14 protein-coding genes, 1 tRNA gene and 2 pseudogenes are annotated in these 11,680 nt (G+C 59.7%); 6 read left to right on the top strand and 11 right to left on the bottom strand.

The features are described 5' to 3' along the window. Positions 1–41: 41 nt before the first annotated feature. The 5 genes and pseudogenes from lolA to cysG all read left to right on the top strand — a co-directional run bounded on the left by lolA (position 42) and on the right by cysG (position 5,066). A pseudogene (lolA, locus tag JTY93_RS15730) lies at positions 42–666 on the top strand (outer membrane lipoprotein periplasmic chaperone LolA). Positions 667–676: 10 nt separating this feature from the next. Next, positions 677–2,003, top strand: a pseudogene (locus JTY93_RS15725) (replication-associated recombination protein A). Continuing rightward, a complete protein-coding gene (gene crcB / locus JTY93_RS15720; protein ID WP_029293568.1) occupies positions 2,000–2,374 on the top strand; it encodes a fluoride efflux transporter CrcB in 375 nt (124 codons plus the stop codon). Before JTY93_RS15725 ends, crcB begins: the two are co-directional and overlap by 4 nt. 16 nt (positions 2,375–2,390) lie before the next feature. Then, entirely contained in the window at positions 2,391–3,671 is a 1,281-nt protein-coding gene (gene serS / locus JTY93_RS15715; protein ID WP_169993165.1) for a serine--tRNA ligase, read from the top strand. Further along, the gene (gene cysG / locus JTY93_RS15710) at positions 3,672–5,066 is read left to right on the top strand and encodes a siroheme synthase CysG (protein WP_169993163.1); all 1,395 of its coding nucleotides are present in this window, start codon (positions 3,672–3,674) and stop codon (positions 5,064–5,066) included. Here the strand turns inward: cysG and JTY93_RS29605 are convergent. The 8 genes from JTY93_RS29605 to JTY93_RS15675 all read right to left on the bottom strand — a co-directional run bounded on the left by JTY93_RS29605 (position 5,051) and on the right by JTY93_RS15675 (position 9,406). Next, positions 5,051–5,173, bottom strand: a complete 123-nt coding sequence (locus tag JTY93_RS29605) for a hypothetical protein (protein WP_275899044.1) — start codon at positions 5,171–5,173, stop codon at positions 5,051–5,053. The genes cysG and JTY93_RS29605 overlap by 16 nt on opposite strands. A 22-nt stretch (positions 5,174–5,195) precedes the next feature. Continuing rightward, positions 5,196–6,191 (bottom strand): glutathione S-transferase family protein, encoded by a 996-nt coding sequence (locus tag JTY93_RS15705; RefSeq protein ID WP_205475770.1) that lies wholly within the window; start codon positions 6,189–6,191, stop codon positions 5,196–5,198. Between the two features lie 88 nt (positions 6,192–6,279). Further along, the gene (locus tag JTY93_RS15700; RefSeq protein ID WP_205475771.1) at positions 6,280–7,281 is read right to left on the bottom strand and encodes a glycosyl transferase family protein; all 1,002 of its coding nucleotides are present in this window, start codon (positions 7,279–7,281) and stop codon (positions 6,280–6,282) included. Further along, positions 7,278–7,613 (bottom strand): TusE/DsrC/DsvC family sulfur relay protein, encoded by a 336-nt coding sequence (locus JTY93_RS15695; protein ID WP_205475772.1) that lies wholly within the window; start codon positions 7,611–7,613, stop codon positions 7,278–7,280. Before JTY93_RS15695 ends, JTY93_RS15700 begins: the two co-directional genes overlap by 4 nt. Next, positions 7,610–7,903 (bottom strand): sulfurtransferase complex subunit TusB, encoded by a 294-nt coding sequence (gene tusB, locus JTY93_RS15690; RefSeq protein WP_205475775.1) that lies wholly within the window; start codon positions 7,901–7,903, stop codon positions 7,610–7,612. The genes JTY93_RS15695 and tusB overlap by 4 nt, the downstream gene beginning before the upstream one ends. After that, complete coding sequence (tusC, locus tag JTY93_RS15685; protein WP_169993153.1) at positions 7,903–8,253, bottom strand: sulfurtransferase complex subunit TusC; 351 nt, start codon at positions 8,251–8,253, stop codon at positions 7,903–7,905. The genes tusB and tusC overlap by 1 nt, the downstream gene beginning before the upstream one ends. A gap of 1 nt (position 8,254) precedes the next feature. Continuing rightward, complete coding sequence (gene tusD / locus JTY93_RS15680; RefSeq protein WP_169993151.1) at positions 8,255–8,647, bottom strand: sulfurtransferase complex subunit TusD; 393 nt, start codon at positions 8,645–8,647, stop codon at positions 8,255–8,257. An 87-nt stretch (positions 8,648–8,734) separates the two neighbouring features. Beyond that, positions 8,735–9,406 (bottom strand): Bax inhibitor-1/YccA family protein, encoded by a 672-nt coding sequence (locus JTY93_RS15675; protein WP_205475777.1) that lies wholly within the window; start codon positions 9,404–9,406, stop codon positions 8,735–8,737. 152 nt (positions 9,407–9,558) lie between these two features. Here JTY93_RS15675 and JTY93_RS15670 point away from each other — a divergent pair. Further along, a tRNA-Ser gene (locus tag JTY93_RS15670) sits at positions 9,559–9,649 on the top strand. A 128-nt stretch (positions 9,650–9,777) separates the two neighbouring features. Here JTY93_RS15670 and JTY93_RS15665 read toward each other — a convergent pair. The 3 genes from JTY93_RS15665 to JTY93_RS15655 are packed head-to-tail and all read right to left on the bottom strand — an operon-like array spanning position 9,778 to position 11,325. After that, complete coding sequence (locus JTY93_RS15665; RefSeq protein ID WP_205475779.1) at positions 9,778–10,842, bottom strand: tyrosine-type recombinase/integrase; 1,065 nt, start codon at positions 10,840–10,842, stop codon at positions 9,778–9,780. 4 nt (positions 10,843–10,846) lie between these two features. After that, positions 10,847–11,083: a DUF4224 domain-containing protein gene (locus JTY93_RS15660; protein WP_057441436.1), complete on the bottom strand. Its 237-nt coding sequence runs from the start codon at positions 11,081–11,083 to the stop codon at positions 10,847–10,849. An 11-nt stretch (positions 11,084–11,094) separates the two neighbouring features. After that, entirely contained in the window at positions 11,095–11,325 is a 231-nt protein-coding gene (locus JTY93_RS15655; protein WP_205475782.1) for a hypothetical protein, read from the bottom strand. Between the last annotated feature and the right edge of the window lie 355 nt (positions 11,326–11,680).

Raw genomic sequence — 11,680 nt, 5'->3', positions numbered from 1 at the left:
AGCACGCGGCGCGCCTTTCACATCATTCTATGAGGACTCCCATGCGTCTTATCCGCATGCTGTTGTTGCCGGCATTGGCCTTGACCGCGTTTTCGGCCCACGCTGACCAGGCATCCGTCGCGAGCCTGACCAACCTGCTGGACAAATCCAAGACCCTGACCGCGCGCTTCTCCCAGTTGACCCTGGACGGCGGCGGCACGCAGTTGCAGGAAACGGCCGGTGAAATGGCGGTGCAGCGCCCAGGCCTGTTTTTCTGGAAAACCGATGCACCCAACGAGCAGACCATCGTTTCTGATGGCAAGAAAGTCACGCTGTGGGACCCGGACCTGGAGCAGGCGACCATCAAGACCCTCGACCCGCGCCTGAGCCAGACCCCCGGCCTTGTTGCTGTCCGGTGATGTGTCGCAGATCAGCGAGAGTTTCGAGATCACCTCCAAGCAACAGAGCAACGTGATCGATTTCACCCTCAAGCCCAAGTCCAAGGACACGTTGTTCGACAGCCTGCGCTTGTCGTTCCGCAACGGCGTGATCAACGATATGCAACTGGTCGACAGTGTCGGCCAGCGCACCAATATCCTGTTCACCGGGGTCAAGGCCAATGAGCCTGTTCCAGCCTCGACGTTCAAGTTCGACATCCCCAAGGGTGCCGATGTGATCCAGGAGTAAATCGCTGCCCATGGACCTGTTTCGAAGTGACCCGATTGCCCAGCCTTTGGCAGCGCGTTTGCGCTCGACCAATCTGGATGAGTATGTCGGGCAAGAGCACTTGCTGGCTCGCGGCAAGCCCCTGCGCGAGGCCCTGGAGCAGGGTGCCCTGCACTCGATGATTTTCTGGGGCCCGCCGGGCGTGGGCAAGACCACCCTGGCGCGGCTGTTGGCGAAAGTCTCGGATGCACACTTTGAAACGGTCTCGGCGGTGTTGGCCGGGGTCAAAGAGATCCGCCAGGCAGTGGAGGTTGCCAAGCAGCAGGCCGGGCAGTACGGCCGGCGCACCATCCTGTTTGTCGACGAAGTACATCGCTTCAACAAATCCCAGCAGGATGCATTCCTGCCTTACGTGGAAGACGGCACGCTGATTTTCATCGGCGCCACCACGGAAAAACCCCTCGTTTGAACTGAACAACGCCTTGCTCTCGCGGGCGCGAGTGTATGTGCTCAAGAGCCTCGATGAAGCCGCAATGCAGAAGCTGTTGCAGCGGGCGCTGGGCGAGGACAAGGGGCTGGGCAAACGCCATTTGAGCCTGGGGGGAGGAGGGGTTCAAGATTCTGCTGGCGGCGGCTGACGGTGACGGTCGACGTTTCCTCAACCTGCTGGAGAACGCCTCTGACCTGGCCGAAGACAACAGTGAGATTGGCGTCGACCTGCTGCAAAGCCTGCTGGGTGATACCCGGCGGCGCTTCGACAAGGGCGGCGAAGCCTTTACGACCAGATTTCCGCGTTGCACAAATCTGTACGCGGCTCCAACCCGGACGGCGCGTTGTATTGGTTTGCACGCATGATCGACGGCGGTTGCGATCCACTGTACCTGGCCCGGCGCGTGGTGCGCATGGCCAGCGAGGACATCGGCAACGCCGATCCCCGCGCCCTGAGCCTGTGCCTGGCGGCATGGGAGGTCCAGGAGCGCCTGGGCAGCCCGGAAGGTGAGTTGGCGGTGGCACAGGCCATCACCTACCTGGCCTGTGCGCCGAAAAGCAATGCGGTGTACATGGGCTTCAAGTCGGCATTGCGTGCAGCGGCCGAGCACGGCTCGCTGGAGGTCCCGCTGCACCTGCGCAACGCGCCCACCAAGCTGATGAAACAATTGGGTTATGGCGACGAATACCGTTACGCCCACGATGAGCCGGATGCCTATGCAGCCGGTGAAGACTACTTTCCCGACGATCTGGAGCCGCAACCTTTCTACCAGCCGGTGCCCCGTGGCCTGGAGCTGAAGATCGGAGAAAAGCTCAATCACCTGGCGCAACTTGATCGCTTGAGCCCTAAACAGCGGAGAAAACCATGATTCCCTTGGTCGTTGCAGTCTCCGTTGGCGGTGTGGCCGGTACTTTGTTGCGCTTTGCCACCGGCAATTGGATCAACGCCAATTGGCCGAAACACTTCTATAGCGCGACGCTGGCCGTTAATATCGTGGGCTGCCTGCTGATCGGCGTGTTGTACGGCCTGTTTCTGTTACGCCCGGAGGTGCCTGTTGAGGTGCGCGCCGGGTTGATGGTGGGCTTCCTTGGCGGCCTGACTACCTTTTCATCCTTTTCACTGGATACCGTGCGCCTGCTGGAAAGCGGGCAAGTGCCGCTGGCATTAAGCTATGTGGCCATCAGTGTATTCGGCGGGCTGCTTGCCACCTGGGCTGGCCTGTCCTTGACCAAACTTTGATAAACGAGAGACCGACATGCTCGATTCCAAACTGTTACGTAGCAACCTTCAGGACGTAGCGGACCGCCTGGCATCCCGTGGCTTTGCCCTGGATGTTGCGCGCATCGAAGCGCTGGAAGAACAGCGCAAGACCGTCCAGACCCGCACCGAAGCACTGCAGGCTGAGCGTAATGCACGTTCCAAATCCATCGGTCAGGCCAAGCAGCGTGGTGAAGACATCGCGCCGTTGATGGCGGACGTCGAGCGCATGGGCAGCGAGCTGTCCGACGGCAAAGTCGAGCTGGACAAGATTCAGTCCGAGCTGGATTCGATCCTGCTGGGCATTCCCAACCTGCCGCACGAGTCGGTGCCGGTTGGCGAAGATGAAGACGGCAACGTCGAAGTGCGCCGCTGGGGCACGCCAAAAACCTTTGATTTCGAGATCAAGGACCACGTCGCCCTGGGCGAGCTGACCGGTGGCCTGGATTTTGAAACCGCCGCCAAAATGTCCGGTGCGCGCTTTGCCTTGCTGCGCGGCCCGATCGCGCGCATGCACCGTGCCCTGGCGCAGTTCATGATCAACCTGCACACGGGCGAACACGGTTACGAAGAGGCTTACACCCCGTACCTGGTGCAGGCGCCGGCACTGATGGGCACCAGCCAGTTGCCGAAGTTCGAGGAAGACCTGTTCAAGATCAGCCGCGATGGTGAAGCCGATCTGTACCTGATCCCGACCGCCGAAGTGTCGCTGACCAACATCGTGGCCGGCGAGATCCTCGACGCCAAGCAACTGCCGATCAAGTTCGTTGCCCACAGCCCGTGCTTTCGCAGTGAAGCCGGCGCATCGGGCCGAGACACCCGCGGCATGATCCGCCAGCACCAGTTCGACAAGGTCGAGATGGTGCAAGTCGTCGAACCGTCGACCTCCATGGAAGCCCTGGAAGGCCTGACTGCCAACGCCGAGCGCGTCCTGCAACTGCTGGAGTTGCCGTACCGCGTATTGGCGCTGTGTACTGGCGATATGGGGTTCAGCGCGGTGAAGACCTACGACCTGGAAGTATGGGTGCCGAGCCAGGACAAATACCGTGAGATTTCCTCGTGCTCCAACTGCGGTGATTTCCAGGCCCGGCGCATGCAGGCGCGTTTCCGTAACCCGGAAACCGGCAAGCCGGAATTGGTCCATACCCTCAACGGTTCGGGCCTGGCCGTAGGCCGTACCCTGGTCGCGGTGTTGGAAAACTACCAGCAAGCTGACGGTTCGATCCGCGTGCCTGAAGTGCTCAAGCCGTACATGGCGGGCGTTGAGGTCATCGGCTAAATGGAATTTCTGCCGCTGTTTCATAACCTGCGCGGCAGCCGTGTGTTGGTCGTCGGTGGCGGGGAGATTGCCTTGCGCAAGTCCCGGCTACTGGCCGACGCCGGCGCGTTACTGCGGGTGGTTGCTCCCTTGATCGAAGACCAGTTGCGTGAACTGGTGCAGGGCAGTGGCGGTGAACTGATTGTGCGTGGTTACCAGGAGGCAGACCTTGATGGCTGCACCCTGATCATCGCGGCAACCGACGACGAGCCGCTGAATGCGCAAGTGTCCAGCGATGCCCGGCGCCGGTGCGTGCCGGTCAATGTGGTGGACGCTCCGGCCTTGTGCAGTGTGATCTTCCCGGCGATTGTCGACCGCTCGCCCTTGGTGATTGCGGTGTCCAGTGGCGGTGACGCACCGGTCTTGGCGCGCTTGATCCGGGCCAAGCTGGAAACCTGGATTCCGTCCACCTACGGCCAATTGGCCGGGCTGGCCGCGCGCTTTCGGGCGCAGGTCAAAGGTTTGTATCCGGATGTACAACAACGCCGGGCTTTCTGGGAAGAGGTTTTCCAAGGGCCGATTGCCGATCGGCAACTGGCTGGGCAAGGCGATGAGGCCGAGCGTTTGCTGGTGGAGAAGGTCAATGGCAAGCCGCCCCATGCGCCTGGTGAAGTGTATTTGGTCGGTGCGGGCCCCGGTGATCCGGACCTCCTGACCTTTCGCGCCCTGCGCTTGATGCAGCAGGCCGATGTGGTGCTATATGACCGCCTGGTGGCACCAGCGATTCTTGAGTTGTGCCGGCGCGATGCCGAGCGCGTGTACGTCGGTAAGCGCCGCGCCGATCACGCGGTGCCGCAAGAGCAGATCAACCAGCAATTGGTGAAACTGGCCAAGCAGGGCAAGCGCGTGCTGCGCCTCAAGGGCGGCGATCCGTTTATTTTCGGGCGTGGCGGTGAAGAGATCGAGGAGCTGGCGGCTAATGGCATCCCGTTCCAGGTGGTGCCGGGGATTACCGCTGCCAGCGGTTGTGCAGCTTACGCCGGCATTCCCTTGACCCACCGTGATTATGCGCAATCGGTGCGTTTCATCACGGGGCACCTGAAAAATGGGACCTCGGATTTGCCCTGGAATGACCTGGTGGGGCCGTCGCAGACGTTGGTGTTCTATATGGGCTTGATTGGCTTGCCGATCATCTGCGAGCAACTGATCCGCCACGGCCGCTCGGCGGATACCCCGGCTGCGCTGATCCAGCAAGGCACCACGTCGAACCAGCGCGTGTTTACGGGCACCCTGGCCGACCTGCCGCGCTTGGTGGCGGAGCATGAAGTGCATGCGCCGACGCTGGTGATCGTAGGAGAAGTAGTGGTGTTGCGTGAGAAGTTGAAGTGGTTTGAAGGCGCTCAGTCCCAGGTGTGATAACCGGCACTCACATCCATTGTAGGAGCGAGCTTGCTCGCGAAGAACTCAACTGCGCCGCGTTCCTCCAGAATGCCAGCGTTATCGTTGACGATCTTCGCGAGCAAGCTCGCTCCTACAGTTTTTGCTTTAGCTCCAGACGCCCTTGCTGCTCATGTTCTGTCGGTCATGTTTGCTATCAAACGCCTGCAATGGCCCCTTCGGCACAATCCCTGTGGGGTTGATCGTCCGGTGGCTGGCATAGTAATGCCCCTTGATGTGGGCAAAATCCACCGTCTCGGCCACGCCCGGCCATTGATACAGTTCCCGTAGCCAATTCGACAGATTCGGATAATCCGCAATCCGCCGTAGGTTGCATTTGAAGTGGCTGTAATACACCGCGTCAAAACGAATCAGCGTGGTAAACAGCCGCACATCGGCCTCGGTCAGGTATTCACCCGCCAGGTAGCGATGCTTGGCCAGGTGCTGTTCCAGGTGATCCAGTTCGGCAAACACATCATCAAACGCGTTTTCGTACGCCTGCTGCGAAGTGGCAAAGCCTGCGCGGTACACGCCGTTGTTTACCGCAGGATAGATCCGCTCGTTCAACGCATCGATGGTCGGGCGTAGCGGCTCAGGGTAGAAGTCCAGGGTGTTGCCGGTCAGCCCGTCGAACGCGCTGTTGAACATGCGGATGATCTCCGCCGACTCATTGCTGACGATGCGATTGAGCTGCTTGTCCCACAGCACCGGCACCGTGACGCGCCCGGTGTAGTCGGCGGTATCGGCGGTATAGCGCTGGTGCATGAAAGCAAAGTCGTCGAGCCTGTCGCCGGTAGAGCCATGGGCCTTATCGAAGGTCCAGCCGTTTTCCAGCATCAGCCAACTGACCACCGACACGTCGATCAGGCTTTCCAAACCCTTGAGCTTGCGCAGGATCAGGGTGCGGTGCGCCCAGGGGCAGGCGAGGGAGACATAGAGGTGGTAGCGGCCGGCTTCGGCTTTGAAGCCGCTGTCGCCGCTTGGGCCAGCTTGGCCATCTGCGGTGACCCAGTGCCGGCGTTGCGCCTGTTCCCGTTGGAAGGCGCCATCTGCGCTACTTTCGTACCACTGGTCATGCCAGTGTCCTTCAATCAGCAAACCCATGACTGACTCCTTGGCTATTAAGCGTTGGAGTGCAGTCTAATCGTCTGGGTTCGAACAAATAGCGCAAAGGCTCGGGGTTAATGATCGATTAAATCGATTTGTCCCGCGCATCCCAATACTGCTGGGCCAGTTCGAACGCCTGTTCCCGTGGGTGTCCAAGGCCGCGCAGGGCCAGGGCCATGGTTGCGATCAGCGCCAACTGCGGGTAGCTGTCCTGCACTTCACCGCGCCACAGGGCCTTCAAATGCCCGGGGTCGAGGCTGGCCGGCTTGACGTGGCGCTGGGCAGAGAGGGCAGGCCACTCCTCATCCCAGCTTGCGCCACCGGTGGTGCCATATAAGTGGCTGGCGGAGTCGGGATTGATCTCGATCTCGCCGCCATCGCCCTTGATCACAATGGTGTTGTCACCCAGCAGGCCACTGGCATCGCGATGTACGCCCTGGTAACCGGGATGGAAGATGCTTTGCAGGCCGCAGCGTGCGCCCAGCGGGTTGAGGATGCGCGCCAGGGAATGGATAGGTGAGCGCAGGCCAAGGATGTTGCGCAGGTCAATCATGCGTTGCAGTTGCGGGGCCCAGTCACCCAGGGGCATAAACGCCAGGTTGCCTTGCGCAAGGGCGGTCTCGACCTGTTGCCAGTTGCGGCACAGTGGAATCTGCAATTCACCCAGCAACTGTTCGGTGTACAGCCGGCCCGCCGTGTGGGCGCCGCCGCCATGCATGAAAATTCGCACGCCGTTCTGCGCCAGGCACTTGGCGGCCAGCAGGTACCACGGCAGGTGGCGTTTTTTTCCGGCGTAGGTAGGCCAATCGACATCCACCTGCAGCGCCGGCGGGTTCAGGCGTTCGCGCAGGGCCTCGGTGAAACCGGCGAGTTCCTCGGGGCTTTCTTCCTTGTGGCGCAGCAGCATCAGGAACGCGCCGAGCTGGGACTCCTCAACCTTTTCGTCGAGCAGCATGCCCATGGCTTCCCGCGCTTCTTCGCGCGTCAGGCTGCGGGCACCGCGCTTGCCTTTGCCGAGGATGCGCACAAACGGCGCAAAGGGATGTTCGGCGGGAGTTTCGGTGATCAGCGGGGCAAAGTCGGTCATAAGCAATTCGTCGGTCTGGGCAGGCCCGCCAGCTTGGCGGCAAGTTTGGCGGGAGTGCCTTTGAACAGTCGGTTGAGGTGCAGGCTGTTGCCCTTTTCCGGGCCCAGCTTCAAGGCGGTGTACTTGATCAGCGGGCGGGTGGCCGGTGATAACTGGAACTCCTGGTAAAAAACCCTGAGCAGTTCGAGGATTTCCCAGTGTTCGTCGGTCAATTCCAGATCTTCGGCGCTTGCCAGGGCGTTGGCCACCTCGGTGGACCAGGCATTGAGGTCAACCAGGTAACCGTCCTTGTCCAGCTCCAGGGTGCGCGCGCCTACGGTCAGAGTGTTCATAGCCAGCTGTTGACCTTGTCATGGTCGATCGACAACTGCACAAAACCCGGGTAGTCGACACTCTTGGCCCAGTCCGGCAACGACAGGCCGCGGGCCTGGGCGTCTTCGACAAGCACGAAGATGGATAAGGCCTTGCCTTCCAGGGCCTTGAAGGGCGCGCTACCGGCTTGCAGGGCATAGGTTGCATCGCCGCACAGCAGGATCGCGTCTTGTGCGCCACACAGGCGTAGGCAACTGTCTAGTCTGCTGTCGGAAAAAGGGGAGTGGGACAATACATGCAAGGTCGACATCAGAGGGTCATCACCTGATCGTAACGGTCAATCATCTGGGAAATCTGCTCGCTGCTCAGTGGCTGCGCGTTGTCAGGGACGGCCAATCCACGCTCGGCCAGGCTGTGGCTGCATGCGAATACCTCATCGATGCCGAACAGCGAGAGTGCCTGCAGGTTGGCAGTCACATCCTTCTGCTGCACCGCTTTGGCATTCTGTGCGGGGGCCAGTTGAAATACCCCGTCATCCAGAAACAGCAGCCCAATCGGCAAGTCGAATGCGCCACCGGCCAGTACCACATCCAGCGCTTCCCGCGCACTGGGCCCGGACCACGGCGCCTGGCGACTGATTACCAGCAAGGATCTGGACATTTCATGGCCCTCCAAAGCAGATCAGACGGTCGGCGTCCTGGATTGCATCGTGCAATTGCCCAAGGCCTGACAACGCCCAGGGCGCATCGAGGTTCACCGCACTGCGCTGGTAGCGCGCGGCCTCCTCGCCGTTGAGCACACCGCGCCGTAACGCGGCAGCGATGCATACCACGCCATCGAGTTGATGCTCGCTGACCAGGGCGCGCCATTGTTGGGCGATATCCTGCTCGTCCTGCGGCGTGACCACCGAATTGGCGGCGCTGTAGACGCCATCCTGATAGAAAAACAGCCGCACAATCTCATGCCCGCCGGCCAGTGCAGCCTGCGCAAACAGCAGGGCACGGCGCGAGGAGGGCGCATGGGCGGCGGAAAACAGCGCAATTGCGAACTTCATGGAACACTCTGTAGGTAAACCTTTGCCAATGATAAAGCCGCAGGTAACAAAAAGCCCGCCGAAGCGGGCTTTTTGATAAGGCTGGGATCAGTCGTCGCGGCTCATGATGCCGAAGATTTGCAACAGGCTGACAAACAGGTTGTAGATCGATACATACAGGCTGATGGTCGCCATGATGTAGTTGCGCTCGCCGCCATGAATGATGGCACTGGTCTGGAACAGAATGCAGACCGAGGAAAACAGCACGAAACCGGCGCTGATCGCCAACTGCAGGCCGCTGATCTGGAAGAACATGCTCGCCAACACGGCTGCCAGCAACACGAAGAAGCCAGCCGTGATGAAGCCGCCGAGGAAGCTCATGTCCTTACGGGAGATCAGTACATAAGCCGACAGGCCACCAAACACCAATGCCGTCATGGCAAACGCCGAGCTGACCACTTCCGCGCCGCCCTGCATGCCCAGGTAACGGTTAAGGATCGGGCCCAGCAGGAACCCCATGAAACCGGTCAGGGCAAACGCCGACACCAGGCCCCAGGCCGAGTCGCGCAGCTTGTTGGTGAGGAAAAACAGGCCGTAGAAGCCGATCAACACCACGAAGATATTCGGGTAACCGACACGCATCTGCTGCGCCACATACGCCATCACGCCGCTAAATGAGAGGGTGAGGGCGAGCAGGCCGTATGTATTGCGCAGGACGCGGCTAACCTCTAGCTGCTCAGCCTGCACGTTGCTATTAACTGCGTAATCCTGTTCGCGCATGGCGACACTCCTTCAGTTTTGAAACGTTCAGTCGCAAAGATCATAACAGACGCTCTGTAACAAGCTATGCAGAGAGTTTGACAGTGTGTTTCATTCGGGTATTATGGCGCCCGCTGAGACAGGATGGACTACTATAATCCTGTGTTGCACAAGGGAAATTGGCAGAGTGGTTGAATGCACCGGTCTTGAAAACCGGCGAACGTTAATAGCGTTCCCAGGGTTCGAATCCCTGGTTTCCCGCCAAGATTCATACGAAAGCCCCGCGATTGCGGGGCTTTTGTGTTTCTGGCGTTCGATAATTGGACAGGGTTTTAAACTAACAGTTTCCGCATCGTTTAAGACGCTTTCCGCAACTACTGTCAGATCCTCTATCAACGGGTTGGCTTTACGATCTCACCAACACGTCTATAAACCGTCTCGGTTATCCGTTTATCCGTGTGCCCAAGCAGGCGACTGGCATCGCCCAGGTCCAATATCTCACTGGCTGCTTTTGGTCGGATGTCGCGGAACTGGAACTGCCGGATGCTCGCGGCAAGTACGCCGTCTCCCGCTTTGTTAGCAATGGCAATTGCCTTGTTCCTGGCATCGTCAAAGCGTAGGCGTAGCATCGGCTTGGTCACCTGCCGGCCATCTTCAGTGATTATTAGGTATGGAGTCCGTACTCCACGCGAGCGCCGCTGCTCTATCAGTCGTTCGACCAGTGTGCCCAGATCATTAAGGTTTCCGGCAGCGGTAAGGCGGATCCGGAGCTTCTTGGCCGTTTTGCCTTGCGACACCTGCAGGAATTCATTTACCGCATCAGCCTCTCGCATCGAAAGCACATCAGCTGGGCGCTGTCCCGTCAGGTAGGCCAAGTCCATAGCATCGCGAAGCTCCGAGGCTGCGACTGCGTATACGGCGCTCCAGATCTCCTCAGTTGCGTAGAAGTCCCGAGGGGCTTCCTTGTTCTTGCGCACGCCGGCGGCAGGGTTGTTCTCGGTGAGCCCCCACTCCCGCGCAATGTTGTAGATGTGCGACAACAGTGATATTTCCCGGTTGGCTCTTACCTTGGCGGTCCGGCTATCCCTGTACTGCGCGATGATCTGTGGCGTAACCGCATCAATAGGGGCGTCGCTGAACGCTTTGCGCAGTTGCTTCAGGCTCAGGAGATTATCGCTCTGCGTCTTGGGCGCTTTGCCTGGGATGATCTCGCGCTCATAACGGTCAAACACCTGGCCCAGCAGGGCTCCTTTCTTCGGTACCGGCTTGCAGTCGAGCTTTGCCCATTCAGCCTTCGCAATTTCCAGGTCACCCCCGAGCGGAATCTCCACTCGCTTCCCGTCTTCATTCCTCCCATCGTAGTAATACCCAACCCACTCTTTTCCGCCTTTCAGCGTGCGTACACGCCGAATCATTCGCGGCGGCAGGTCCCTGTTTGCCGCCTTTTTTGCTCGCATGTCTTTATCCTACGTTTGAAAGATTCAGTGACCAGGCTTCGGCCGCGACGTTTTCTGCTGATGGCTTCACTCCGGCCAACTTCATCCGGGCGTAAACGCGGCCCACCACTGGACGGCGCGAGCGAGTCAGTACGTATTTCCAGCCGTTTTTGTTGAGCCACTCGATCTGCCTGGATGGGATCATGTAGCCCGTTATTGCCGCGATCTCTTCCTCGGCAAGCGTTTCGCTTTGCATTTCCATGGTGTGCACCTCTATGCCCGGGGATTGTCATGCGGGCCAGCAGGCCGCGCTGTCTTGATGATGTGGATGATGAAACCGAAGGTGAGCAGCATCCAGGCGACGGTGCCTGCGAATGCTGCGACCAGGGTTTGGTCGGTACCGGTGGAGAGCAGCTCCGGCACCTGCCAGAAAAACCAGAAGGTGGACCCCGCCACGTACAACACGATGGCCGTTATGAGCAGGGTGAGTTTCGTTGCGTACATGGGGTGTCCTTGCCGCGCTGGGCGGCAGAAGTTGATAGCTAAGTGCCTCGATGGCGAAGGGTGCAAAAAAGAGCTACAAATACTGTGCAACTTGCTCATGTGTCAGGGAGGGCGCGTGTCACACAATCTCGATGTTCCAGTCGTTCATGCCTATCGGGGGCATACGTTGTTTCTCAAGTTCGAATGGAGGCGGCCAAACGATGACGTACCCGCATTTGCGAGAATCATTGAGCCGGCATCTGTTGATGGGTTGGGCGAAGTCGCCGCCGAGCTGACTGGTCCATGGCCTGACTATCCGGCGGCACTGGGTGACGCAATGGCAGCAGCGGAGCGATGGATCGACAGCCAGTTATCG

The sequence above is a fragment of the Pseudomonas hygromyciniae genome (genome assembly GCF_016925675.1).
GTDB classification, from domain to species: Bacteria; Pseudomonadota; Gammaproteobacteria; order Pseudomonadales; family Pseudomonadaceae; genus Aquipseudomonas; species Aquipseudomonas hygromyciniae.
Note: the sequence above shows the minus strand (reverse complement) of the source record. Positions and strands in the feature narration are given on the sequence as shown.